At 55.4% G+C, this 25,992-nt stretch carries 20 protein-coding genes; 4 read left to right on the plus strand and 16 right to left on the minus strand.

From position 1 onward, the window contains the following. Positions 1 to 830 precede the first annotated feature (830 nt). From cysS to DXY16_RS04040, 3 genes are all read right to left on the minus strand, one after another. The gene (gene cysS / locus DXY16_RS04030; RefSeq protein ID WP_115119755.1) at positions 831 to 2,321 is read right to left on the minus strand and encodes a cysteine--tRNA ligase; all 1,491 of its coding nucleotides are present in this window, start codon (positions 2,319 to 2,321) and stop codon (positions 831 to 833) included. A 40-nt stretch (positions 2,322 to 2,361) separates the two neighbouring features. Further along, a complete protein-coding gene (polA, locus tag DXY16_RS04035; protein ID WP_115119757.1) occupies positions 2,362 to 5,376 on the minus strand; it encodes a DNA polymerase I in 3,015 nt (1,004 codons plus the stop codon). Positions 5,377 to 5,451: 75 nt separating this feature from the next. Next, entirely contained in the window at positions 5,452 to 6,624 is a 1,173-nt protein-coding gene (locus tag DXY16_RS04040) for an efflux RND transporter periplasmic adaptor subunit (RefSeq protein ID WP_115119759.1), read from the minus strand. 103 nt (positions 6,625 to 6,727) lie between these two features. On the opposite strand from DXY16_RS04040, the gene ychF reads away from it, so the two are divergent. Beyond that, positions 6,728 to 7,819 carry a redox-regulated ATPase YchF gene (gene ychF / locus DXY16_RS04045; RefSeq protein WP_115119761.1) on the plus strand — a complete coding sequence of 364 codons (1,092 nt, stop codon included), beginning with the start codon at positions 6,728 to 6,730 and terminating at the stop codon, positions 7,817 to 7,819. A 965-nt stretch (positions 7,820 to 8,784) separates the two neighbouring features. On the opposite strand, the gene DXY16_RS14300 is transcribed toward ychF, so the two are convergent. The 6 genes from DXY16_RS14300 to DXY16_RS14310 form a co-directional block, all read right to left on the minus strand. Then, entirely contained in the window at positions 8,785 to 9,039 is a 255-nt protein-coding gene (locus DXY16_RS14300; RefSeq protein ID WP_137007016.1) for a hypothetical protein, read from the minus strand. Between the two features lie 47 nt (positions 9,040 to 9,086). Continuing rightward, positions 9,087 to 9,341 (minus strand): hypothetical protein, encoded by a 255-nt coding sequence (locus tag DXY16_RS15000; protein WP_206749544.1) that lies wholly within the window; start codon positions 9,339 to 9,341, stop codon positions 9,087 to 9,089. 404 nt (positions 9,342 to 9,745) lie between these two features. Continuing rightward, entirely contained in the window at positions 9,746 to 10,081 is a 336-nt protein-coding gene (locus tag DXY16_RS15360) for a hypothetical protein (protein ID WP_115119763.1), read from the minus strand. A 666-nt stretch (positions 10,082 to 10,747) separates the two neighbouring features. Further along, positions 10,748 to 11,575, minus strand: coding sequence for a hypothetical protein (locus DXY16_RS14305; RefSeq protein WP_137007017.1), 828 nt, complete (start codon positions 11,573 to 11,575; stop codon positions 10,748 to 10,750). 117 nt (positions 11,576 to 11,692) lie between these two features. Further along, the gene (locus tag DXY16_RS04055) at positions 11,693 to 12,772 is read right to left on the minus strand and encodes an inverse autotransporter beta domain-containing protein (RefSeq protein ID WP_170953836.1); all 1,080 of its coding nucleotides are present in this window, start codon (positions 12,770 to 12,772) and stop codon (positions 11,693 to 11,695) included. A 172-nt stretch (positions 12,773 to 12,944) separates the two neighbouring features. Then, positions 12,945 to 13,382, minus strand: coding sequence for a hypothetical protein (locus DXY16_RS14310; protein ID WP_137007018.1), 438 nt, complete (start codon positions 13,380 to 13,382; stop codon positions 12,945 to 12,947). Positions 13,383 to 13,883: 501 nt separating this feature from the next. Between DXY16_RS14310 and DXY16_RS14625 the strand changes: the two genes are divergently transcribed. Beyond that, positions 13,884 to 14,042, plus strand: a complete 159-nt coding sequence (locus tag DXY16_RS14625; protein ID WP_170953837.1) for a hypothetical protein — start codon at positions 13,884 to 13,886, stop codon at positions 14,040 to 14,042. Positions 14,043 to 14,692: 650 nt separating this feature from the next. On the opposite strand, the gene DXY16_RS04070 is transcribed toward DXY16_RS14625, so the two are convergent. Next, positions 14,693 to 15,307: a hypothetical protein gene (locus DXY16_RS04070; RefSeq protein WP_115119771.1), complete on the minus strand. Its 615-nt coding sequence runs from the start codon at positions 15,305 to 15,307 to the stop codon at positions 14,693 to 14,695. 603 nt (positions 15,308 to 15,910) lie between these two features. Here DXY16_RS04070 and DXY16_RS04080 point away from each other — a divergent pair. Further along, positions 15,911 to 17,473, plus strand: a complete 1,563-nt coding sequence (locus DXY16_RS04080; protein ID WP_115119775.1) for a DUF4114 domain-containing protein — start codon at positions 15,911 to 15,913, stop codon at positions 17,471 to 17,473. Positions 17,474 to 17,563: 90 nt separating this feature from the next. On the opposite strand, the gene DXY16_RS04085 is transcribed toward DXY16_RS04080, so the two are convergent. Continuing rightward, the gene (locus DXY16_RS04085) at positions 17,564 to 18,244 is read right to left on the minus strand and encodes a Coq4 family protein (RefSeq protein WP_115119777.1); all 681 of its coding nucleotides are present in this window, start codon (positions 18,242 to 18,244) and stop codon (positions 17,564 to 17,566) included. Next, positions 18,210 to 19,463, minus strand: coding sequence for an MFS transporter (locus DXY16_RS04090; protein ID WP_244281539.1), 1,254 nt, complete (start codon positions 19,461 to 19,463; stop codon positions 18,210 to 18,212). The genes DXY16_RS04085 and DXY16_RS04090 overlap by 35 nt, the downstream gene beginning before the upstream one ends. Here DXY16_RS04090 and DXY16_RS04095 point away from each other — a divergent pair. Next, positions 19,457 to 21,136 carry an alpha/beta hydrolase gene (locus DXY16_RS04095; protein ID WP_244281540.1) on the plus strand — a complete coding sequence of 560 codons (1,680 nt, stop codon included), beginning with the start codon at positions 19,457 to 19,459 and terminating at the stop codon, positions 21,134 to 21,136. The genes DXY16_RS04090 and DXY16_RS04095 overlap by 7 nt on opposite strands. An 8-nt stretch (positions 21,137 to 21,144) precedes the next feature. Here DXY16_RS04095 and DXY16_RS04100 read toward each other — a convergent pair whose 3' ends face one another. The 4 genes from DXY16_RS04100 to DXY16_RS04120 form a co-directional block, all read right to left on the minus strand. Next, entirely contained in the window at positions 21,145 to 22,164 is a 1,020-nt protein-coding gene (locus DXY16_RS04100) for an ABC transporter permease (RefSeq protein ID WP_115119782.1), read from the minus strand. Then, the gene (locus tag DXY16_RS04105; protein ID WP_115119784.1) at positions 22,164 to 23,777 is read right to left on the minus strand and encodes an ABC transporter substrate-binding protein; all 1,614 of its coding nucleotides are present in this window, start codon (positions 23,775 to 23,777) and stop codon (positions 22,164 to 22,166) included. Before DXY16_RS04105 ends, DXY16_RS04100 begins: the two co-directional genes overlap by 1 nt. Positions 23,778 to 24,173: 396 nt before the next feature. Beyond that, positions 24,174 to 25,496, minus strand: a complete 1,323-nt coding sequence (locus DXY16_RS04115) for a homoserine dehydrogenase (protein WP_115119788.1) — start codon at positions 25,494 to 25,496, stop codon at positions 24,174 to 24,176. Between the two features lie 34 nt (positions 25,497 to 25,530). Next, positions 25,531 to 25,992, minus strand: coding sequence for a SufE family protein (locus DXY16_RS04120; RefSeq protein WP_115119790.1), 462 nt, complete (start codon positions 25,990 to 25,992; stop codon positions 25,531 to 25,533).

The following is a 25,992-nucleotide window of genomic DNA, read 5'->3' on the forward strand; positions in this document are numbered from 1 at the left end:
TTTAAGGATGGCCTGAGTGTTTAAGGAAGAAGATGATCAAGCTCAATGAGCTGTGTGATTTTGGTCACAGATAGAACTGTGCTGGAGTTCTGTCTGTTTTATGACGTCTGCGAAGACCAAGTTTGAAAGTCGAATGGGGGTACGTCTGAGTTGCAGACTGCCTGAAGGTGCTAACGGAAGCTGGTTGGGCGTCGTTGTGCATGAGTCAGTGCAATATGGAGGTGCAGAAGAAAGGGGTCAGCCACATGTTGTGACCAACCCCTTCCGTTTCTGATGAGTGAGACTGGCTCGTCTCGATCAATTCATCATGTCTTGCCAAATGCTTGCTTTTGGGGCGACATTGAGCTTGGTGGACTGAAGGAGTCGAGGTGCTTGAAGCTTGGAAGAGCGTCGCAAGAAGGTCAGTGCACGAAAACCACCTGCGATGGATTGCAGTTCTTGTTCGGTCAGTTCGTGGTTGAGGTTTTTCATTGTTTTGAGTTAGGTGCTAGTTGCTTGTCCTGAGTTGGACTGTTTAAGGATGGCCTGAGTGTTTAAGGAAGAAGATGATCAAGCTCAATGAGCTGTGTGATTTTGGTCACAGATAGAACTGTGCTGGAGTTCTGTCTGTTTTATGACGTCTGCGAAGACCAAGTTTGAAAGTCGAATGGGGGTACGTCTGAATTCCACTCTCCCTCGATCAGTGGATCTAAGTGGTCAGTGTTTTATTGATATCCTGTTATGCATGACTAGGCATCAGCTTTTGCCTAAGCCCTGATGAAGAAAGGGTGGTGGGCTGCGATTTCTTTATTTCTTGATGATCAGAGAGTCCGCCGCGCTGACGGCGCGCATCAGTTGCGTCGCCACTCCGTGATCCCACCAGGCTTGTCGATGAGTTCGATGCCCTGGGCGGTCAGTTCGTCGCGGATGCGGTCGGCTTCGGCGAAGTTCTTGGCGGCCTTGGCCGCTTTGCGCGCTTCGATCGCAGCCTGGATCGTGGCGTCATCGGCCGCGCCCGCTTGCTCCGCTCCAGGGTGTTCTTCCTCGCTCAGGCCGAGCACGGCAGCAAGTTCCCGCAGCAGAAGCCATCGATTTCGAAGGTCTGCAAGTTCTTCGGTGGATTGCTCTGGCTGGTCGCCTCGGTCAAGACGATTGGCGATGCCGCGCAGGGGCCGCGCTAGGTCGAACAGGACTGCAAGGGCTCCGGAACTGTTGAGGTCATCGTCCATGGCCGTGATGAAGCGCTCCCGGAACGAATCAAACCCATCGTTTTGGCTGGCCGAGGCTGTTTGCGCGCCTTTAGTGAGGGCAGGTGCTTCAGGCCAGCACAACGCGGCTGCATGGTGGTGACCAAGGGCAATGGCTGCGTTCAGTCCTTTCCAGCCTGTTGTGGCTGCATCCAGTGCCTCTTTGGTGAAGTCCAGGGGCTTGCGGTAGTGGGCCTGTAACACGAACAGGCGCAAAGTCATGGCCGACACACCATCGTCAAGCAGGGCTCGGATGGTGGTGAAGTTGCCCAGTGATTTCGACATCTTTGTGCCGCCGACATTGACCATGCCGTTGTGCATCCAGAGTTTGGCTAGCGGCTCTCCATTGGCTGTTTCGGATTGAGCGATCTCGTTTTCGTGGTGGGGAAAGACCAGGTCACCACCACCCAAATGGATGTCAATCGTCGGTCCGAATTCCTGGCGCACCATGGCTGAGCATTCGATATGCCATCCAGGTCTGCCGGGACCCCAGGGGGAATCCCAGCTTGGCTCACCATCTTTCGCTTTTTTCCAGAGGGCAAAGTCGAAAGGATGGCGTTTGCGATCGTCTTCCTGATCGTTGGTGCGCCCACTGGCACCTTGCTGCTGGTCGTTGGGATCGCGACCACTGAGTTGTCCGTAATTATTCGCTTTGGAAATATCGAAGTAAACGTCACCACTAGAGCTGTATGCAGCTCCTTTGTTTTCCAGCTCGCTAATTAATGTCTGGATTCCATCAATGCACCCTGTGGCTCTAGGCATGCGGTCGGCAGGCAGGATGTTTAGCCTTGCCATGTCGACTTCAAATGCTTCAATATTGCGCTCGCTTACTTCTTCCATTGTGCTGCCTTCTGCGGCAGCCTTGTTGAGGATTTTGTCGTCAATATCGGTATAGTTTTGTACAAACGTGACCTCGTAGTCCTTCCAAATTAAGTAACGGCGCAGTACGTCCCAATTGATATAACTGCGGGCATGCCCCAGATGGCAGAGGTCATAGACAGTGACCCCACAGCAATAGATCGACGCCTTACCAGGCTTCAGTGGCTCGAACGTTTCTGTTCGATTCCGCAGGCTGTTGGTGAAGCGAAGGGGCACAGGTCTGGCCAAACACTTGTTGGAGGTTACGGCGAAGCCCTTACTTCGCCTCCATCCAATTCGCCCCGCAGCCGGTTTCCGCCACCAGCGGCACGGTCAGCTGAACGGCGTTTTCCATGGTGCTCACCACCAGCTGCTGCACGCTGTCGAGAGCGGCAGGATCCACCTCCAGCACCAGTTCGTCATGCACCTGAAGCAGCAGACGTGCTGGCAGCCCCTGCTGTTCGAGGCCAGCTTGCAAGTGCACCATCGCCAGCTTGATGATGTCGGCGCTGGAGCCCTGAATGGGAGCGTTGGCTGCCGCCCGCAGTTGCTGGGCTTCCATGCCACCGCGGCGGGCCACCTCCAGATCGATCTCCAAAGGGTCTTTGCCCAACAAACGGCCGAGGCCATTGCGGTCGAAATGGAAGGGACGGCGCCGACCCAGGATCGTTTCCACGTAGCCGCGGCTGAGGGCTAGGCGTTCTTGCAGCTCCAGAAAAGCGAACACCTTTGGATAGCGCTGCTTGTACTTGGTCAAGAACTCCTTGGCTTCGGCTTGGCTGACGCCGGTCTCGCGGGCGAAGCGCTGGGCGCCCATGCCGTAGATCACTCCGAAATTGATCGTTTTACCCAGCCGGCGCTCATCAGCACTGACCTCCTCCTTGTCGAGCAGCAGACGGGCCGTGAGGGCATGCACGTCATCACCGTTTTGATAGGCCTGCTGCAGGACGTCTTCGCCGGAGAGGTGGGTGAGGATACGCAGCTCGATCTGGGAATAGTCGGCACTGAGCAGCTGCCAGCCTTCTTGAGGCATGAACGCTTTGCGAATCCGGCGTGAGAACTCCGTTCGCACCGGTATGTTCTGAAGGTTGGGATTGCTGCTGCTGAGGCGGCCGGTGGCTGTGACCGCCTGATTGAAGTCGGTATGGACCCGCCCGGTTTCTGCTTCAAGCAGCTGGGGCAAGGCTTCGACGTAGGTGCTCTTGAGTTTGCTGAGCACACGGTGCTCCAGCAGCAGCGGCACGACCGGATGGTCGCCCTCCAGCTTTTCAAGCACGGTGGCATCGGTGCTCCATCCGGTCTTGGTGCGCCTGGATTTCTTGCGGTTGAGCCCGAGGCTGTCGAACAGCAGCTCACCCAGTTGCTTGGGTGAGGCGAGGTTGAAGCTGGCACCAGCCACCTCTTGGGCTTCGCTCTCGAGGCGTTCAAGGGTGGAGCCAAGCTCTGCCGAGAGCTCCTTGAGATAGGGCACATCAATGCGGATACCGGTTGCTTCCATCAGGGCCAGCACCGGTTCGAGTGGTAGCTCCACTTGGTCAAGCAAGGCTGGCAGTTGCTCACCCTGTGCCTGTAGCTGTTGGCGCAGGTCTAGGGCGAGGCGCCGGGTGAGGTGCACATCCATGGCGCAATACAGCGCCGCCTCATCCAGCGGTACTGCCGCAAAAGTGCTGGCCTTGCCGTCTTTCTTTTTCCCGACCAGATCGGAAAATAGGGTTGGAGTAATGCCGTAATCGCGCTGGGCCATCAGATCGAGGCTGTGCTTAGCCGCGGCATCGCGCAGATAGTCGGCTAGCAGCGTGTCCATCACCACGCCCCCCAGCATCAGACCGTGGCGCAGCAGGATCAGGCGGTCGTATTTGGCGTTCTGCAGCGCTTTGGGGTGATCTGCGCTGGCGAGCCAAGGCGCTAGGGCCTGGAGCACGGCATCGAGCGGAAGCTGATCGGGGAGGGCCGGCTCTGCTTCCTCTTCGGCTGTTGCGGCAGGTGTATGACCCACCGGGATGTATGCCAGGTTCCCGGGCTCCGGGCCCCAGCAGAACCCCAGGCCCACGAGCTGGGCCTTGAACGGATTGAGATCGCTGGTCTCGGTGTCGAAAGCGACAGGCTGCTGTTTGTCTTGGTGGCTGTTCAGGCGTTCCACCAGGGCACTCAGCTGGGCTTCGTTCTGGATCAGCTGGGGCTGCAGAGACGGCTTGCTGGAGAGCTCCTCGGCTGCCTCAGCAGCCTTGCCGTCTTGGGCTGGAACCGGCTCGCTGGCTTTGTTGGCGTGGGTTCGCGACCCGGTGGTGGTGGAGCTCTGCAGCTGGTGCTTGTTGGCCGCAAGACCACCGGTGGAGAAGGTGGCGACGAAGGCCGGCACCTGTCGCACCAGGCTGTTGAGTTCAAGGGCCTCAAGCCGCGATTCGAGCCCTTCGGCATCCACTGGCCCCAGCTCCAGTACGGGCTCCTCCGGCAGGGGGATGTCCACCAGGATCTCGGCTAGCTCGCGTGAGAGGTAGGCCTTGTCGCGGTCGTTGCTGAGCTTGCCCTTGAGCGCCCCTTTGATCGCACCTCGGCTTGCTTTGGGACCTTCCGCCTCCACTTCGCTCAGCGCCCGGTAGACGGCATCCAGATCACCGTTCTCCTTGAGCAGATTGATGGCGGTTTTGGGACCGACACCTTTCACGCCTGGGATGTTGTCGGAGCTGTCACCGGTGAGGGCCTTGAGATCCACCACGGAGGTTGGGGCGACGCCGAGCTTGGCCACCACGCCCTCTTCGTTGATCAGGGTTGGCCCGCTGCTGCGGGCGTAAGGACCACCACCCATGTACATCACCGCGATGTCCCGGTCGTCATCAACCAGTTGGAACAGATCCCTATCGCCGCTGAGGATGCGAACTCGCCAACCTGCATCAGCGGCCCGGTTCGCCAGGGTGCCAAGAACATCGTCGGCTTCGTAGCCAGGCGCCAGGCAGAGGGGTAACTGCAGCTGGTGGCGAAGGATCTCCTGCAGCTGATTGAGGTCTTGGAAAAAGACCTCAGGTGCTTCATCACGATGGGCTTTGTAGTTCGGGTCCGCCTTATGACGGAAGGTGGGCTCGGGGGTGTCGAAGGCGATCGCTACACCCTGAGGTATCAGGGTCTTGCAGTTGTCGAGAAGGGCCTTGAGGAACCCATAGGTGACGCTTGTGGGGATGCCGTCTTTGGTGGCGAGCCCCCCTTCCCCCCCTTTGCTGAAGGCGTAGAAGCTGCGGAAGGCCAAGGAATGGCCATCCACCAGCAGCAGCAGGGGGTTCTCCGGAGAAGGGCTCATCGATGCGGTGGCGGTGCAGCAGGAGAGGCGGTGGCCTCAGGTGGTGGTGGTAAGAAGCCTCTCAGTTCAGGCGGCTTAGTCGCGATTTTTGGCCCAGGGGGGCAGGTCGATGAACACCTGGGTTCCAGGCTTCACACCATCAAGGATGGCGGTCTGACTGCCGCTACTGGATCCCAGCTCCACAGCCTGGAAGCGGGGCTGATCCTGATCCCCCACCAGCAGCACCCCTGGCTTACCGCTTTCGGTCACGATCGCCACCGTCGGTACCAACGTGCTTGGTCTGGTGCTTCCGGTCTTAAAATCAACGTCGACGGTCATGCCGATGCGCAGATCTGGGGCGGGATCCACCAAGTCAAGCTCCACTTCAAAGGAGGTGACGTTGTCGGTTTTGATAGCCCGCGGCGCGATCTCTTTCACCTGGGCTGAGAAGCGCTGGTCGGGAAAGGCGTCGACGCGAACACTGGCGTTTTGGCCGATTCGAATCCGGCCAATGTCGCTCTCTGGCACCTTGGCCGCCACCTCAAGCCCCTGGGAGAGTTCCACGATCGATGCGCTGGTGGCTCCTGCTGAGGCCGATGCGGCCGTCGTGGGAGTGACGAAGGCGCCAGGTTCTGCGAAGCGTTGGGTGATTTTGCCGGCGAAAGGGGCACGGATCAGGAGTTCATCTCCTTCCACATCGCGCTGTTGGATCCGTTCACGCGCTGCAGCCAGGGAGGCCCTGCTGGTGAGGTAACGGGCTCGGAAGTCGTCGAGATCGGCGGCGCTGATCGCGCCCCGTTCATACAGCGTTTTGCGGCGTCGGTAATCAGCCTCGCGGGCGTCAAAATCTGCCTGGGCCTGGCGTGCGAGGGCCTGCAATTCATCGAGGCGATCTCGGAAATCCCCGGGGTCCATGCGGGCCAGCACTTGGCCCTTGCTGACAGCGTCCCCCTCATCGACCAGCAAGGCCTCAAGCAGTCCTTGACGTCTTGGGCTGACGTTCACCCGCCGCACTGCTTCCAGCTCACCGCTGGCGGTCACGACACCAGGCAGCGTGCCCCGCTCCGCCGCCACTGTGTAGGCAGACAGATCAGGGTTGCCATTCCGGCCTGGTCCGAGGAACCAGACAGCACCTGCGCCCAGCAGGAGCGATGCCCCGGCTAGCGCTGTGAGGGTTCGGCGACGGCGTCTCAGGCCGCTGAGTCTGATAAGTGGCGTCAATCCCTTGTCGGATAGGGGGGTGGGGCGCAGGCTGGTTGGTGTGGCCATGGCCCCCGGGTCTTAACTGTTCTCAACAAGTCTCGCGCGCCGGCGGCCTTCGTGGTGATCGGGTGTGCAGATCGTCGGAGTGCGACCCAGTTAGATTCCCGCGATGCTTAAAGCCGGAATCGTTGGCCTCCCCAACGTGGGGAAGTCGACCCTCTTCAATGCCCTGGTGGCCAATGCTCAAGCCCAGGCTGCCAATTTCCCGTTCTGCACGATCGAACCCAATGTGGGCACCGTGGCAGTCCCGGACGCGCGTCTGCAGAAGCTGTCTGACCTGAGCTGTAGCAAGGAGATCATCCCGACTCGGATGGAATTCGTTGATATCGCTGGCTTGGTGAAGGGCGCCAGTCAGGGAGAAGGTCTGGGGAACAAGTTCCTGGCCAATATCCGCGAGGTCGACGCGATTGTGCACGTGGTGCGTTGTTTTGAGGATGAAGACGTGATCCACGTCTCAGGTTCTGTGGGGCCTGCCCGTGATGCTGAGGTCATCAATCTGGAGCTTGGCCTTGCGGATCTGGCCCAGATTGAGAAGCGTCGCGAGAGGCTGAAGAAGCAGATGCGCACCAGCAAGGAAGCGCAAGTGGAAGATGAAGCGTTGCAGCGCATTCAGGAGGTGCTTGAGCAGGGTGGATCAGCGCGAAGCGTGACTCTGAATGAGGATGAAGCCGAAATGATCAAGCCCCTCGGTTTGCTGACTGCCAAGCCGATTATTTATGCCACCAATGTCAGTGAAGATGACTTGGCGGAGGGCAACCGCTTCTGTGAGGAAGTTGTTGAACTCTCTGGCAAGGAAGAAGCCGAAACGGTGCGCATCTCCGCCCAGGTCGAAGCTGAGCTGGTCGAGTTGGGTGAGCAAGAGCGTGCCGATTACCTCGAGGGTCTTGGCGTCAGTGAGGGCGGCTTGCATAGCTTGATCAAAGCCACTTATCGATTGCTTGGCTTACGCACATACTTCACCACTGGAGAGAAGGAAACCCGTGCCTGGACATTCAAGGCAGGCATGACGGCACCTCAGACCGCCGGAGTCATTCACACTGATTTCGAGCGGGGCTTCATCCGTGCCCAAACGTTTGGCTGGGAGAAGCTGCTGGAGGCAGGATCTCTGGTAGAAGCACGCAACAAAGGTTGGCTGAGAAGTGAAGGGAAGGAATACGTTGTGGAAGAGGGTGACGTGATGGAGTTTTTGTTCAACGTTTAAATAGCCAGTAGCTGCAAGGCTTTTGGCTTGTCTGGTTGAATGATGTCTGCGATATGTCTATGGTCCTATGCCGCGTCTACGGACCAGCAGAGACTATCGAATGCAAGAAGCAAGACGAATGGGATGGATGGCTTGGACTTGGGATGACGAGTACACAGAGGCTCGAAAGTGTCCGTCCTAAAATCCAAAAAAACAATGTAATTGTCTGAATCCCTATACATATATAGGAGGACCTAGTATTTACCCCTATGGGTGTCTCTCTAGCTTGCTTGTCAGCTCTGAGAGATCGAGCAAGCTCGCTTTGCTGGTTGCTTCAGTACAGGTTTTAGGTCTTCAATACCAACCACGGCTGAGAACCGTTGTTATGACTGCAGCTTCCTACTTCATGTTGAACCCGAACCTATTGTTGCTCAGTCATGTCATAGTAAGTTTAGTCATCTCGAACGCTAGTGGAAAGATCAGGCGAATCTACTGCTGGGATTTGTTCCTTAGTGCTTTCGTTCATTCCAATTCCGCTCATCTTGCTTTCGGTATTCCTTATATCAGGACAATCGGGCTTTATGCTTGGCTTGATGATATTTTGTGCTGGCATAATCTTTGAAGTTATCGCCCTTGTTCTTGGAATTATAGGTATCTTTCAAAAAACAAAAGGGCGCGTCTGTGGTTTTGTGGGAACGGCGATTTCGACTGCCTATATCATTTGTCTTGTGTACCTTGTTCTGTCTTGAAGGCATAGTTCCTAGATCCACCCAGGCGCGAACCATAAAATGCGCAAAATTTTTCGGTGCTGTACTCATTTGTCATTTCATTGATTCTAATTCGATTAAGAAATTATTCGTTGGTAATTGCGCCGGCGTCGTGAAGAGCGCAGGCTTTACGTAACTTGGCTTCTTCGTTCACGGCACAGCCAGGAACGAATGTAATTGCAATTCCAATTAAAATCGTACCGAGTGTTGGTGGTTTCTTCACGGAAGAGGACAACTTGGATGCTGTTTTTTGGCTGTTTCATAACCCCTCATTGCTCCAGCCAAGGAAGCACCTTTTTCTCGTTCTTTGATGCTCTCTAAATAGCCAATTGCGTAATCCTTTGTTTGCTGTTCAGATAGTACTCCTTCTTGATGAAAAACGCATACTGTTTTCAATGAACCAGCAGTAAGACCAAGACTCAAGGTATATTCCTGTTCTTCACTAAGTTGAGCCACGGCAATCGATGGAACCATCGAACAACTCATTAAACTAATGCTCGTTGCTAGTAGTGGTGACCACTTCATTTTGTCCCTCTAGTAGTTTTTGCTGTCACTGTCGCGCTATCTGGAGACGATTTGACTTCGGAATTACCCGCTATAGATAGTGTGTTCTCTTCCATAAACGCCAGTCTCACCACTATGCCTAGTGCCAATGCTGCTGCGACTACTAAGTCCATTTGTGAGACGCCGCCTGTCTCCTTGTTAGCAATAGGCGAATCTGCGCGAGATAACGCATAACAAAAAGCAATACCAACTAAATACCAGCTCACATTCACGACTGATCAAGTCAGTGGTTGCAATGGTTTTGAAGGTTAGTATTGCCAATGTGCCAGCTCATCGAGAAATCGAACCTATTTGTTCATCTCGTCTAACACTGAATCAACGCACCATCTCCTCGGTTGGTACCCAATTCCTTTGTCTTCCCAGTAATCAGAGAATGGAACGACGAAGTAATGTGGGTATCTGCATCTCATTGCTCTGCAGATGACTTCGCTTGTACGCATATCGCTGGCTTGTTGACAGTAGAGATGTCGTACCTGCTTCCAGTTGCTGACTACAGAGAGTGATGTCCAGCCGACTATGACGCCTGCTGCTATGAGTAGCTTGCGTGATTTGTAAAGCGGCATCTGCTATGGCCAGTTACTTAAGTAAGTGTAATTCCAAGTGAAATTGAACCTGATCAACGAAGGACCAGATGCTGATTAGCTGCTCCAAGGCGTATATTACTCAGGCATAAATTTGAGCTTGCTTCTTCCATAATCCATACATGACTTAAGTACGATGAAGAGCTGAACGTATCTCCAGATCTTAGGGTGCGGTAATGTTTGCGAATACCCTCAAAGTCAATCCACACCACATTGACTGGATACCGGCGATTGTTGGTTACGGAGAATTGCACACTCACTCGAGACGTGTATGACACTTCTCTTGAACTGCATGCTGCCAAAGCAGGTTGGGCTGTAAGCAATGACGCGCCAACAAAGGCAGCAGTTGCGATTGCGTTGAAGCTCTTCATTTTGCACCTCTTGTCGTTTTTGCTGTCACTGTAGCGCTATGTGCTGACGGCTTTACTTCTATATCTAGTGTTCTAACCGACATGACAGTCGCTGTCGATGCTATCCCTAACGCTCTTAGGATTGTGATGATTAGCTCCATTGACGAGATGTTCTTGGTCCATTGGTAGCAATGTCTCCTACTTGTTCGATTGCTGTTGTCTCATCTGGCTTGCACGCAAATCTCCAGCTGATCTGGAGTGTTCGTCTACTTTATCTCGATTGCTTGTCTATCCACTGCCTTAAACCGATTGGTAAGACTTGAGCTGGTGGAGTTTGAATAGAAGGTTGGTGTCCTCTTCAGGCTCTTTGGTTTGCTTACGGCCCCTGTGGTTCTTGAATGTCTGCAAGCAAATTGGTGGGTCTCCCGTGTAATCTGTTGACGATTTTCAGCCGCTCCTGAAGGCATTGGTAACCAGTCGACAAAGCTCCACAGCTGGCTTGAAAGTCCATTGAAAGTCCATTGAAAGTCCATTGAAAGTCTACGGGCTTAAAAGGGTCTAGATCCACTGGTATGACTGATAAAATAAGGTGTTTGTTCAATGGATAGTCTTCAGTTGGAACGGCTGGAACGACATGAAAAAACCCCGCTCTGGCGGGGTTTGATTGATTAGTTGCTCCTAAGAGGTCTATTCAACAACTGTGAAAGAAACGTTGAAAGGTCCTGAAGAGAACAGAATGTTGCTGCATCCACTAGGCCCAATACCGTCACAGTAAACAGATGAGCCGTTGTCAGTCACAGTAAATGTTGCTGTCAATCCCTTGGTTTTTGAGCTGATCGATACTGGCGTAGCAAGTTTTGCGACGCCCAACAATTTAGAAACCCCTGGGCATTTTGTGACTGAACTGTCATCGGCAATCAGCTCATTGCTGCTATTCAGTAGTGCGCCCGTGAGTGATGCGCCCGCGATCGTGACTGTATCTGATGCATCACAGGCGCTGCCATCATTAAACGTATTCATTTGATGGGTAAAAGTTGCAGCCGCTCCCGATGTGGTGCTTGCAGGATTCCCAGTTGGTGATGACGATGTGGTCGAGTAATACGTCAACCCATCTCCAAATGGACCAAAAGAATCTGCGACATCAAAGCTTGGGGCTAGCTCAATGATTGCGTAGCTGTAGGAGCCAATGGCTGGGAATGACGTTCCCGATGCAGGCAGTGCAAGGCTTGAGCCTGCGGCAAAGGATGCTGCACTTCCTGAGGTGGAACTGCTTTTGTAGGTGATCTGGCAGGTGGAGTAATCAGCTTTGACTCCAGCACCACCCGCAATAGGATTCTTGGTGCAGAATCCCATTTTGTAAACGGAAATCCCGTAAACGCTTGGTGTACCTCTGCAAAACCCGTTGTATGTCGGGTCCATCCCAAAGGCCTCTTTGTTGGCGAGGCCTGCAGCCGCAGGACTGCTGGGACAGATTGGATCAGTGGATTGTGCTCGAGCAGCACCCGTGCCAAGCATGGGGAGGATGGAACATGTGCTGAGGCTAAGGGCGGCGGCTAATAGAGATTTCTGGAGGAGTGTTGTCATTGGTTTAACGAGGAGATTTGGAAAGTTTGCTGTTGATATTGGTTGTGGTTAGGCTCCACCAACAGTGTTAGTAAAGCTATTTTTTGTTGTTTCACCCTTTTCGTTCAAACTCTTTTTCCAGCGCTCAAGCAAAATGTCATAGCGCCGCCGCACTGGGCTAATCATTTCCTGTTGCAGCATTTGCTGCGTGTTGTTGGGCTCGTAGCGAACCGCATTCGCTGTGAGTGTGAAGTTCAAGCCAAAAACAAGGTCTTGGCGATCGTCCAGTTCGCGGTTGGAGAGGGTGGGATTTGCAGGGATTTCATTGGAAACCCATGAGTCAATACGCATATGTGGCGAGATCTGATATGCCACAGTTCCTTGAAGGCCAGAGTTGTCGTTGCTCTGCTGGTAATCCCAGCGGAATCCCCTCACGAAAAAGGCAACATTGGGATGGGAGGGAAGCCGGTAGCCAAGTTCCACATCCCAGCCAGGCACGACTCTTTCGTAGTACTCGGTGTTGTAGACCTTGACGGTTTCTTTGCCTGTGCCGGCGATATACCAATTGTTTCTGAGGCTAAGCGAATTCCAGAAAAGCTCGGCACCTACGCCAAAACGGCTATAGGAGGTGCTGTAGTCGGTTGTTCGGTAATCCCAATAACCATTGACGCCTGCGAGCAGGTCATCTCCAATCAGGTGTCTGAGGCCTAGGCCGGCATTCCATGTGGAACCGTTCGAGACGTTGCCTGTGTATTTCGTGTGCAGAAAGGCAAGGCCGTCTCGAGTGTTGTCTTCCTTACGCCCAAAGTCGGCAATTTTAAAGAGTGCATCCCCACCAATGTTTGTTGTACCTTCTGAGCGGATATCAACATTGATCGAAGCAGTGAGGACAAAGGGTATTTTTTTGAAGCTCTTCGTTGCGTATTCTGATATTTCCTTAGATGCAAGATTGAGAGCAAGGTTGGTGATTTGATTGGTCCATTCTATGTCATCTGCATTGTTTAGAGATGTCCAATTCTTGATCACTAGCTGATCAATGACCTTGCTCACAAAAGGTGATTCGTGCCAGATTCCTTGCTGCTTGGCGACGGGAAAGGAAGTGAACTGACCCGATTTGATCGGCATGCCTTGATCGGCCAACGCAGGCATGCTGCTGAACGCTAGCAATGGGGCTGCTAGGGCTGGGGCGATTTTTAGCCGTTTTGATGTTCGCATCGATTAAAATTTTTTGAAATATTAATTGTTCCCTGAAGGATTGCAACCCACCCTCACCTGGCTTCATGGTTTGGGATGGTTCTTAGTATTCCTTATCGTTGTGGCATCATGGGCACATCGTTGCCATGACGACGGTCTGGGCTGGGGTGGGTGACTCGCCTTTGATGGATTGTGGATCAAGTACTCCTTCCTTGATTAGGCAGAATTTTGCGGCACGATCAAGGTCTTGATCCGTGATTGTGACTTGCTCGACCTGGATTGTTAGGGGCTGTTTGTTGGTTGGCTCGAGCGATTCTGCATCGGCTTGCAGTGGTGTGGCAACTGTGTTCAAGGTGGAGGCAGCAATAAAAACCATTTTGATTGTTTGATGTCTCAACGTCACGTGTTTGTTGTTGCTCTGTTTAGTATATAAGGCATGGATGATAGTGCTTTCATTGCTACGCAGAGTGAACGACAGAGATTGATTGGTCGCTGTCGTAGCACTCCTTTTGTTTGAAGAATCCCCATTTGACTGCATCGTATTCGTCGATTCCAGATATACCAAGTACCAACAACACCATGACGGCAATGTCTTCTCTAGTCGCTGTTGGATAGCGGCGCACCGTCGTGGTGATGACGCCGTTTCGCAACCCTGTCACGCATTTTGCGACTTTTTCGCAGACATCCTCACTCCCAGCAGGGACGCTGGTTTTTCAGAGACTGCATTCGAAACGTCCCCTTCTTTTGATCGTGCTCAACTGTGAGGAGGTCTTTGAACTCTTCCTCTGCCTGGCAAAGAAAAAGGAGGGGGCTTACCCTCCTTGATCCCCCTATCCAGACGCCATCAAGGTGTCCTTGGGCCCATAGTGCAGGCTAATGATCTCGAATCAATAGGCAGAAGCACTGGTTGAAGGGCAACGTTCTTCTGCGTGTGTCAACTCAACCCCTTGTTCGTCAGAGTTGGCCGGCTTTTAAGTCGCATGCCAACAGGCGACTTAAAATCAGTTAGGTAGCCACGCTTTGCCTGTGAGCTTTCTTAACGTTTGTTTGTGAAAGGCTTCGTTTTATGCTCCCTCTCCACCAGCAGTTCGAGAAGCAGCTCCTGGCTGAAGCGATCGATAGCTCAACGGATCTCCAGGAATTGAAAGCTGTGGCTCGAGATCTGCTGGAGCTCTACTTTCAGCAGAAGCATGCAACGGCCGCGATTGTTGCCGGCAAAATCTAAATGTGAGGTGCCTTGTCGAGAGCTGGATTGGATCGTAGCCCCATGACTTGAATCATTCAATCGTCGATGCCATCAGTGCTGGCCTGGGCTCCAATTGCTCGCATTGGCTGACATGGCTTTGCAAAAGTTTATGATATCTATTCTTTCTGCCCGCTTTTGGCCGTGATCCCAAAGGGAATCAAACGATTCCGTGTGATTTTTGAGAAGTTTGGGAAAGTAAAAATAACTTAATCCAGCTCAGTGATTCGCATTCAAAAGTTGACAATCCATGGTTGGACCACTGTGGGCTTCAATCTCGAGATCCACGAGGCCCTGCTCAAGGCCAAGGAGCTGTCTGCACAAACCAGTCACTCCTATCGTCTCGTCAACGATGATTTGGAAATGATCTGCTTCCTGAGGGGAGGCGCAATGGGGCTTGGCTCGCAGGATTCTGATGATCAAGCCCCAATGGTTGTGGGTGCCTGACGTTGAGCCTTTCTTTCTTGATTGGTCAGGAAGCTGATGGGGCACGTCTTGCACCGTCGTTGCAGGCTCGCTGATTGAAATAATCCACTTTCCTCTCGGCATGCGTTGGGCTTGGCCGCGATCAATGCATGATACGTGGACTTCTGAGCTGCTTGAGCTGGCAACCTCGTGCCGTTTGGCTCAACTCAATCAGAGGAGCAGGAGTCGTTGCTAGAGCTGCTATCGCTTGAGTCACATGAACTGTCTTGATGGTCATGACCGCCATGGCTTTGCATCGACCTGAAGGTCTCGTCTTCGATGTGATCCTGCGCTGTTGTTTGGCTTGATTTGCTTCTTGTTCTCCCTTCTGTTTTGGCGATCTGTTTGACGCTTGCGAGCTGCCAGATTAGGCCAATTACGACGAGGGCGATCAATCCGACGGCTGGTAGATACGAATCCAGTCCGATTTGGTAGCTCGGTGTGGGGTTAGGGATCTTCCCCTCACTTTGTAGCCATTGTGTTTGGGAATCATTGAGGTCGTAATACGACTCTCCTGGCTTTGTGCTGCCTGGTTCGACCTCGACAAGTACATAACGGTCGACACGTATCTGGTAGGGAATGATGAAGTTCTCAGTTTTGATCAGTGCTCCGTAGCAAACATTGGTGGGTTGCTTTTCATTGTCGTTTTCGTTGATCGTGAATGTCTTGATCCCCTTGATGCATTTGAGCTCTTCGCCGGTTCCCATCTGGTAGAAGAGGCCGAGGGCTGGTTGTGGGCCTTCGGTGAGGAGCTGGGCAAGAATTTGAGATGAATTGAACATGCCTAACTTCCTATTTGGTTTGAATCTTATGGCTTTGTGGATTGTTGGTAGGTGCTTGCCCTGGAAGTGGCAATAATTATTTTTGTTGTGGGATCTCCCCAGGGATGCATTTCAGTGCAGTTGTTTAGTGGCGTCTTTTGTGACTCTTGCCTGCTGCGCTCTTGCCGTGGGCTGAGTCTTTGTTGCATCAGGGCATTGCTATCAGATTGTGATAGCAAGACGGTGGCCTCTGTGGCGGAAATCCCGTCTGCTGCGTTTACTTGGCCTGAGTTGCTTTGAGCTCGGCTCGGTACTTCTTACAGTTGTAAGACGAGTTGCTGACTGGTGTTGTCTCGTCTGATGCGCATCGGAAGCCTTCGCGGAACGACGCGCGTTTGGCCTCATCCAGTTGGGCAACACCAAGCACTCCAAGGACTACCAGCACCACTAGGGAGATGCCAGCCCCTGTTCCTTTTGGGTAAAACCGCATTGTGGTAGATGCTGATTAGGGTTGCTTTCATCATATCTGCACGTTTGCCTTCGAATGTAATGGTATTGATTCGCTTATAGCTTTTTAGCCTTCAGGCAAGGATTCTCAGCTATTTCATCCTTTGTCGTGAAGCTATGTATTTGATTGTAGTTTTGGCTTCTCACGGCTCGTATCTTTTGTTTTTGAAACCTTTTTCTATGGCTGCTGGCTACTTTATTGAGAATGTTACTTCTGACTTGGTTAAGTGGTTTGCTGATGCAGCTCATTCCAAAGATGCAGTGTTGATGGGCGAGTTTTCTTACCCTTATCGATCTGAGCTTGTGGGCAAAGGTAGGGTGATCGGCCAGTCTTATGCTCTTTATCGTAATCGAGTTAGTGAATACTATAATTTCTGGCCTTTGATTTGCCAGAAGGTCAAGCTGATTAATGCCAGTAATAAAAAAGATATCGCTCAGGAGGTTTTGGATGCTGCCATGATTTATCCCTATGTTAATCAGAAAGACCCGGGTGATGCATTGGTTTCGGCTGACAGGCTTCCTTCTAGTAGTGGCGGCTATCTCTTCTGGTCGCAGGATATTGAGTTCTTTCCGGGCTCTCTTGACCAGGCGCCTCCGTCTCAATCAGTTGCCAATGAAGTGTTCTCAGGAATCATTGCCTTGTTGTGGGCTGGGCGCCAGGTTTTAGGTAAGGACTTTAAAATTGTTCCAGTTGTTGGAAGTGGGGTCCTTCAGAATCGAAAGTATGGTGCAGGCTCGGATCAGTCATGGGGTAGTTTTGTTGATATTGAGTCTCTGTTGTCTGGTGTCCTGAAGCCGTTAGGTTTGGTCTCTATCCCCAAGCCTCCTTCGGGTGTGTCTCCTAATCTCATGTCGACTTTGTTTCGTAATGGGATCATTGATGGTTTTATTGATCAGGGATATAGCAAGACTTATCTTGGCCATTTACAGCCAATGGCTCCTTTTCATCCTGGATTGAATCTTCCTTATGCAATTCAGGTTGACTTTCTGAAGACTTTGGGCTCCTCCCCTCCCTCTGATCCAATTGAGATGGATTTTTATGACCGCTATGCAAGGCTTCCCCTCGATAGTGCGGTCCATTTCTCTGGTTCTACAGGTTTTGCTGACATTGAGTCGTTTGACCCCGTAAAATATTTTAATCCTACGCCTCAAAATGTACTTTCGCATGCCGCTGCATTGCCTCAGACAGATTCCATTGCTTCTCATGTGATTGATCTGACCTCCTTGGCATCTGACCAAGTTACGGCTTTGCGAATTCAATTGCGTCGTGAGGCTTCTTTTCGTTCTGTTTCTGGCTTCTATCGTGTTGTAAACGTTGAAGGTGCGGTTCAGGATCCTTTGACGGGTGAGCTTGTCCTTCCTGGTGAATCCTCTTATTCGGGTGTGGCATTAAGCTCAAGTAATCTGATTGCTAATGCCTTGGGGCTGCATTTGAATCGGAATGGTGCAACGACTCTTGATACCGAGCTTTATGGTGGTGTGATGATGGCGCCTTTCGCTAAAATTCTGGAGCCGGGCCACGAGAATATATTTTTTAGTTTTGCTGCTGCGAATGGAGATCGTTTCTCTCACTTCAAGGCTTTGTCCCCTAACTCCTTCGGTATGGAGGATGTGTATGGAGGTGGAGATAATGACTTCAATGATCTAGAGATTTCGTTCCGTTTTCTCGAGGTTTCCTGAGTTCAACAAGCACTCACTTGAGCTTTCTTCAGATTAATCATTCGTTGTTCTTCTAGCTTGTGTTTTATCTTGAGGCCCTCATTGTATCCATTAATGGTAGATCGAGCTAATGAGGGCATCGTTACTCACTTTTACCCCTAGTTCTTGGCGCCATTCGTTCAGGGGTTTGTCCCATCCCTCTTCCCATTTCTGCACTACCAGAGGAGCCGCTTCTAGGCCGATGCGATTGCCATGAGCAATGCCGCAGCTAATCGCCTCTAGTTCTGCTGGTTGAAAGCGAACGGATTTGAAACTTGCCAGTAAGTTGAGCAGCACATAGGCAGGAAAGCCGATTTGGGTGGCTGTGATCGCAAGCACCCCTGACTCCCCAGCTGGCTCTGTATTGAAGCCAGCGATGACATGATGAATGTCGTGGGTGGTGGCGATCCGCTGGGTCAGCCAAAGAGCCTCGCTGCTTGTGTCACGCGGGCGGAAGAACTCCGGGTCGTAATTCATCCTGCGAATCATGCCCGCGTAGGCATGGCCCAGAGTGTCGTCGGGTAACTCAGATAGCGCCTGTAAATCCGGTTGGAATGGTGGATAGCGTTGTTCGATCAGCTCGGCGCCGCCCGGCAGTGCACGAAATCGCTCCACACACACCGTCATCGCTTCACTGTCGATGAAGTTGTCAACCAGATCAGCGACGCTGTCTAACCCACCACCAGTTTTTGCGAGATCCCGAAGAATCCCGAGATTCCTAACGGATCGGAGAAGTTCTCTGGCCTTGCCCATCGATATCGGCCTCCAGATCAAGAGTGGCTAGTTCTGCTGTATAGCGCGGGCGCACGTTCTTGAGCAGGGGGAGGCTGACGACGCACAGTCCTGCCATCAGTAGCCAGAGGCTGAGCCCATGGCCTTGGGAATCCATTAGGGCTCCGGCCACAAGCGGTGCACCTGTGGCACTGATGGCGAAGCACTGGGAGAAGAGAGCCATCGCTAAGCCTCGATGGTGGAGGGGCGTTTCCTCGATCATCGCTTCAGCAGCTGTTGGCAAGAACGCCGCCTTGCCAAAGGCCATCGGTACAACCGCGAGGGTGATCAGAACAATCCCTCCGTTCCAGAGGGCTGAACAAGCCAGAAGCAGACCGCCGATGCTGAAGCTGCAGAGGCCGATGCCAAGCCCAAAGCGAAGGCTTCTCTGTGCCACCCAGTTGCCCACTGGCCACTGCAGCAGAACCAGCCATCCCAGCTCGAGGGCAATCACGACGCCACTCCAGGCTGAGCTCAGGGCCGGTCTTTCCAATCCACCTCGGACCAGATCAAGCGGCAGGGCACTCTGGAGCAGTGACACCATCGCCGTGGCCACGATGCTCACCATTAACACCGGCAGCAGCGGCATTAACCAGCCAAAACTGGAGTCGCGTTGGCTGTTGACGTCATCGTTGACACCGATCTCTGCGTCGGCTTTGAGCAGGGACTGACGGCCATCCGGTAGAGGCTTCCAGGCGAGGATCACCAACATCGTGATCACCGCAAGGGCTTCAATCACGTACACCCCGCGGATCATCCCTAAGCCGGCAAGCAAGGCACCTCCCAGTGCGCCAATCGCGACCCCGACGGCATCCGCACTGCGGGCCAGGGCATAGCCCCGGCTGGATGGAAAGCTGCCGCTGCTCAGTGGAACCGCCAGTTCGATCGCCGGGAAGTAAAGACCGGCGGCGATTCCGATCAGCATCTGACCACTGAGATAACCCTGGAAGGTGGTGGAGGGCAGCAGCACCAGGTCGGCCATGAGTGCAAGCAGTGCGGCGCCACGCACTGGCCAGGAACAACTCAAGCCGCGGTCGAGCAGGATCCCGCTCACGAGCCGCACCAAGGTGCCGACCAGTGCCGCGGCGGCTAATCCCTGGCCGACCTGGCTTGCTGAGAGGTCGACCTGGTGAAAAATGATCGGGGTCATGTAGATCACTCCACCGGCGCCGATCGACGCCAGTAGACGAATCCATGCCACTTCCTGCAATGTTGCGGGAAACTGGTTCCACCAGTTCAAGGGCCTGGGCCTTGCGACGACGACGCTCAACAGGACGTCCCACGCGGTGGTGGGCGGTGAAGGGTTTGGCCTTCAGTCTGCTGCTCTCACTGGTGTCACCGTGCCCGATCCGGGCCGCTGACCAGCTGGAGGTCACCTTCGATGGTGTGGTGATCCCTGTTGATATCAAGGATCTGGTGGCCTGGGGGCGTTCCGGTGGTGTCTCCAACACAGAACTAGGGATTTGGCTGGATTTGCTCGAGCCGTCCAGCCGTCGGGGAATGCTTGAGCTGTTGCGAGCGCCATTAATCACCAACCGCAGCATGGCCCGACAGATGCTCGACAGCTGGGCCGGGCGCCGCCTGTTGGATGAGGTTGCCGATCTTGTGCGAGTGGATGACGACACTGTCGGCGTCACTGTGCTCAACACCCTGGAAGTTCTGCTCAGCAAGCAGCCCCACGTCACCAGTTTGGATCTGCTTGAGGCGTTGCCTGCGGAGCGGGTGCGTCTCGACCTCGATGGCTTGCTCGGGGTCGCCGAGCATTGGAGAGGCCAGTTGAAGCATCAGCAAGCCCTGGTGAATCGGCTCGACCAGATTCCGATCACTGCGGTGGCACCCAGTCAGTCGATCTCGATCGACGCCACGACCGGCCGTGCTCCGCTCTCCAAGGCACTGACTGTTGCGCATCGTCCCAGGCCGTTGCAGTTGCAGTTGTGGCAGCCGCCTGCAGAACGGTTTCGATCCAATGCTCGCGACCGACCTTGGATTGTGCTGATGCCTGGTCTCGGCGGCAGTCCGGATCACTTCCGCTGGCTGGGTCGTCTGCTCAGTGCCAAGGGCTGGCCCGTGGTGGTGCTCGAGCATCCCGGCAGCGATTCCGAAGCCGTGGGCGCTTGGCTTCAAGGGCGTCGTCGCCCCCCTGGGGCGGAGGTGCTGCCTGACCGCCTCAAAGATCTGGAGGCGGTCCTTCAGGCCCAGGCGTCGGGTTCCCTGCCTGTTGTCGGGAACAAGGTGGTGTTGGTGGGCCATTCTCTGGGCTCCCTCACCGCGTTATTGGCAGCGGGTCTGCGTCCACAGCCTGGTTTGGAGCGTCGCTGTCGCAAGGCGCTTGATGATCTCCCTCTCAGCAATCTGTCCCGTTTGCTGCAGTGCCAGCTGAGTGCGGTTCCGCTTCCCTCGATCGAACCCCCCAGCCAGCTGTTGGCAGTGGTCGGGATGAACAGCTTCGGCAGCCTCCTCTGGCCTCGCACACGTCCGGTTCGTTTATCGGTTCCGGTCTTGTTCACTGGCGGCACGCTCGACCTGATCACACCGCCCCTGAATGAGCAGTTGGAGTTGCTCGTGGCAACGGCCCCGGCTCCTGGCAGTGGCGCTGTGGTGGTTCAGGGTGCCAGCCATTTCTCTCCTATCCGCGTCGAAGGTCAGGCTGGCGAGGGCAAGGGCAATGACCTGTTTCAGCTCGGTGAGGAGTTGGTTGGGGTTCAGCCCTTGCAGGTGCAGGCCTTGCTCGGCGAAGAGATCGTCGCCTTCTTGACAGGGATCAATGCGACGTCTTCTCCAGCCGGTCCCAGTCTTGTGCACCGTCAGGTGGGGGAGCTGCATTTGCATCGGATGGACCCTGCTGGCGCCGCAAGCCTTCTCAGTGGCTCCTAGCGCTTCAGTTAGTAGCGCACGCGCGGATCGAGCGACGCGACCAGCAGGTCCACGAAAACGCTAATCATCACCACGAGAGCAGCGATGACCACGACAATCCCTTGCACGACTGGGTAATCGCGCTGGTTGATGCTCTCCTGCAGCCGCAGGGCGATGCCTGGCCAGGAGAAGGTGACTTCGATCAACAGGGCGCCGCCAATCAGCGATGCAACAGTGATGCCGGCGATGGTGAGAACGGGCAGCAGCGCATTCGGCAGGGCATGGCGCAGCACGACTTGGGATTCGCTCAGGCCTCGACTGCGGGCAGCCTCGACGTAATCGGAACGTAGCGCTCGGCGCAGATTGAGGCGTAGGGCGTTGGTGAACACCCCGCTGAGGAGGAGCCCAAGGGTGCAGGCTGGCAAGGCCAAATGGCGCACAGCTCCGTTGAGGGCAACCCAGTCGCCGCTGAGGATGCTGTCGAGGATCAGGAAACCGCTCCCAGAGGGGGGCACCAAGCTGGGAGGAAAACGTCCACCCACAGGAAGCCAGCCCAGGATCACGGCAAACAGCAGCTGGAGCAGCATTGCCACCCAGAAGGGTGGCAGGGCATAGGTGCCGATGCCGTAGAAGCGTCCGGCCAGATCCAGCTTCCCCTCAGGACGGGCAATGCCGCTGAATCCCACGGCGAGGCCGCTCACGGCAGCCAGGATGAGGGCTGTGATGCTTAGCTCCAGGCTGGCTGGCAACGCATCGGCAATGATGTGCCGCACCGGTTCCTGGTTGATTAAGGCCGTTCCGAGATCGCCATGGATCAGCCGATTGATGAAGTCGAAGTATTGATCGCTTAGGGGCATAGCCAGCCCGAGCTGTTCCCGAATCTGCGCCTTGGCGTCGGCAGGTGCCCTGCTGCCCAGGACCGCATCCACCGGGTCCCCCGGCGCCACCCGCAGCAGAAGAAACACCAGGCTGGAAATCAGCCAGAGCATGACCGGTGCGAGGGCGAGTCGGGTCGCGCCGTAGCGGAGGAGTTCGCGTCCGCGGGCCATTAGCGTTTCTCCCGCAGTCGAGCCAGTCGCAGTTGGCCACTGCCGTTGAATTCAAGCGGTGCCAGGTGGGTCTGGGCCCAGGCCTTGGGGGTAACGAGCCACACCGGAAGGTAGGCCGCCCCCTCGGCGGCCATGGTGTCGATGGCCAGGAGTTGTTCAAGTCGTTCTGCGCCTTTGAGGGAATCGCTGCGTCGCAGAGCTTTCTCAAGGCCTGGACGCGTCCAGAAGCTGCCGCTGATCACAGCCTCTCCGGCTTCGCAGATGTCTCCCTTGGCTTGGGTGCAGCTCAGAAGGGGGGCGAGATAAGCCTCAGGATCTGGATAGGAGCCACCCCAGTCGAGCATCACAGCCTTGAAGGCCCCTTTGCCGAGATAACCGTAAACGGTGGTGGACTCCACGCCCTCCAGTCGAAGACGGATGCAGTCGGGTAGATCGCGGCTGAGTTGGGCCTGCCAGGTGAGAGCCATCAGTCGATCGGAGGGCACGTTGGAGCGATAGGTCAAGGGCAGTTCCAGGGGTTGTCCCTGGCAGTAGCCCGCTTGTCGCAGCAGGGTTCGGGTTCTGTCCGGCGAGTAGATGGGCCAAGGTTCCTGTCTGCCGCCCTGCAGGCTGGGCGGAATCAGTGAACGGAGTGGTTGGCGTTGGCCATGGCTCACCCGGGTGCTGATCAGGCTGCGATCGAGGCTGTGGACCAGGGCTTGGCGTACCTGCTTTGACAGCAGCGGTGGGGCGTTGCTGAGGAAGGTGATGTAACCGATCTGGAGTGCAGGGCCGCTGCTCTCCAGCAGCAGGCCCTGGTCGGCCCGTCGATCCAGGGCCAAGCGCTGGTCTTCGTCAATGGATTCCGACAGCAAGACATCCACCTCCCCACTGCGCAGAGCACCAAACAGGGCGGTGGAATTGCTGAGGTTGATCATGTCCAATCCCGCATTGCTCGGAGGGGCGCCCCAATAGCGCTTGAACGGCACGAGGCGTTGTTGGGTGGCCCGGAAGCTGATCAATTTGTATGGCCCTGTGCCAATGAAGCGATCGTTGAGAAAACGGTCTTTGTGGTTGGCGTAGGCCGTCGGGGAAATCGGCGTGAGGTAGGGGGATGTGAGCAAGCTTTCCAGCGAACTGGAGGGACGGCTTAGCCGCAGCCTCAGTACATCGCTAGCGGGCGTCTCGATCGCCTCGATGCGGTCTCCAACCACGTAGCTCTGGATGCCGATGCGCAGAAAGCGGTTCAGGCTGAAGGCCATGGCCTCAGCATCGAAGCGGGTGCCGTCGTGGAACAGAACATCGCGTCGAAGTGGGATGGTGACTGTGCGGCCTCCATCGCTGATCTGCGGTTGCTCAGCAGCGAGCTGGGGTTTGAGGCTGTTGTCCTGCTCACGTGTGTACAGGGTGTCGCCGAGGGCACTGAGCAGCTGGAGGGTGCCGTAGGTATTGGCCTGGGCGGGATCCAGTGATGCGATCCTGCCAGCGCTGGCCACGGTTAATCGATCACTACTGTGCTGGTGCTGGCAGGCGAGCTGGCTGAGGCTCAGCCCCAGCCCAACAGCAACGCTGATCCAAGTGCTGCGGAACCGACGCTGCTGCTGCAAGAGTTGAGATTGGCTGATGCACCCCATTCAAGGGTGGCTTGCGGCTCCTTGGGCATCCTCGTGGCGATCTGATGCGTCTGACAGGCAGATCTGCCCGAGTGATACCTCAAAGACATGGGAGCCTCCGGATGCCTGGAGGGGCCACCGCCTCACCCAGCAGCGATCGTGGCAGTCATCGATTCCGATCACTTGGAACAGATCACAGCTGTTAATCAGCTGGATGCAATCCCCCTGATGCACGTCCATGGTCGATGGCTCCATCGATTGGACGCAGCGTTGACCGTTTCCTGGAATCAAAGCGTTCGGCATGAACGGTACAGAGCACAAATCGAATGGTTCTGATCTGGGCCGCTGTGAACTGTCATAACTCTGCCCTATCGCCAGGGTGTGGCGCCAGTGCGGATGGCTTGTATGTGGTTTTGCTCAGAGACAGCCGAGGTGGGCGGCGATGCCGCGGACCTCTGGCAGGGCTGTGATCGCCTCCAGGGCGGACTTCATGGAGCCATTGCTCACTTCGTGCGTGATCACAACGATCTCTGCACCTGCATCGGTGGCGTCAAATTGCACGATCGATTGGATTGACACGCCCTGATCACCAAAGCAGGAGCCGATCCGGCCGATGACTCCAGGAGCGTCATCCGTTGTGAAGCGCACATAGTTGCGCTGGCGGATCTGGCTGCTGTTCACCAGGTGGCAGGCGCGCCAGCTGCTCGCCGCCAGCAGCGGGTCGAGGTTGCCATCGCTGTCGTTGAGTTGGCGGATGCCGGCGATGTTGAGGATGTCAGCCACGACAGCCGATGCTGTTGGCCCTGCACCGGCGCCCGGGCCGTAGAACATCACCCGGCCGATCGGGTCGCCTTCCACAAGGATGGCGTTGTTGACACCGTTCACACCGGCCAATGGGTGGTCGCTGGGGACCAGGGTGGGTTGCACACGGACGGCCAGCGGTAAGGAGGTCTTGTCGTTGTCGCCCTCGTCGTCTTCCACGCGTTCGGCAACAGCCAGCAGCTTCACTCCGTAATCCAGTTGCGTGGCGTAATCCACATCGCGGCTTTGGAGGTTGCTGATGCCAGCGGTGGGAATGCCGCTGCGGTCGATCGGTCCGCCGAAGGCCAGGCCGGAGAGGATCGCGATCTTGTCGGCGGCATCGAGTCCGTCGACGTCAGCAGCGGGATCGGCTTCCGCGTAGCCCAACTCTTGGGCATCCTTCAAGACCGATTGGTAGTTCGCCCCTTCATGGGCCATCCGGGAAAGGATGTAGTTGGTGGTGCCGTTGATGATGCCGCTCACCCGCTGGATGCGGTTTCCGCCAAGGGATTGCTTCAAAGGTTCGATGATCGGAATGCCTCCACCCACGGCGGCCTCAATCAGCACGTACACCCCTGCGGCCGCGGCGGCCGCGGCGATCTCTTCGCCATGGCGTGCGATCACAGCCTTGTTGGCAGTGACCACGGATTTGCCGGCGGCTATGGCGCGCATGATCAGGGTGCGTGCCGGCTCAAGGCCGCCCATGACCTCCACCACCACATGCACGTTGGCATCGTCCACAACCTCTTGGGGGTCTGTGGTGAGCAACGAGGGGTCGAGTTCAACCGGGCGGGAGCGATTGAGGTCGCGAACAGCGACACGGGCGATTTGCAGGTCGCCGATCAAGGGGTGACGGTCTTTCGGATTGTTGAGGATGGCGGCGACCCCTGCTCCGACGGTGCCAAGGCCGAGCAGGCCGATGCCGATCCGAGTCGCCATGGGGGGGTCCGTTCGCGTCGTCAGTGCTACGACTTTATTCAGAGGTGGGTGCCGCGTTGCCCACGAGGCGTGAGGCCTGGGCCTGCATCATCCGCAGGATGTTGAGAAAGCCATTGGCGCGCGATGGGGTGAGGCTGGCCTGAAGGCCTGTTGCGGCGATGAAAGCAGGGTCCACAGCCATGACTTCGGCTGGAGTGAGGCCATCAAGGCCCTGAATCAGCAAGGCCAGCAACCCTTTGGTGATCAGGGCGTCAGAGGCACCCTGCCAGTGCAGTACTCCATTGTCGAGGCTGGAGTGGATGAAGACCTGGGAGACGCAGCCCTGAACGCGACGGTCTTCCGTTTGCAATTCTTGCTCCATCGCAGGCAACTTTTTGGCTAGCCAAAGCACGTATTCGTAGCGTTTACGTGCGTCTGGCGTGCTATTGAGTTTCTCCGCCAGCCGGTCGAGGGCGGCGCTGCCGTAGCTGCTGCCGGCACTGGCGGATGGATCCAT

Origin of the sequence: Synechococcus sp. UW105, assembly GCF_900473935.1 — a bacterium.
Lineage (GTDB): Bacteria > Cyanobacteriota > Cyanobacteriia > PCC-6307 > Cyanobiaceae > Synechococcus_C.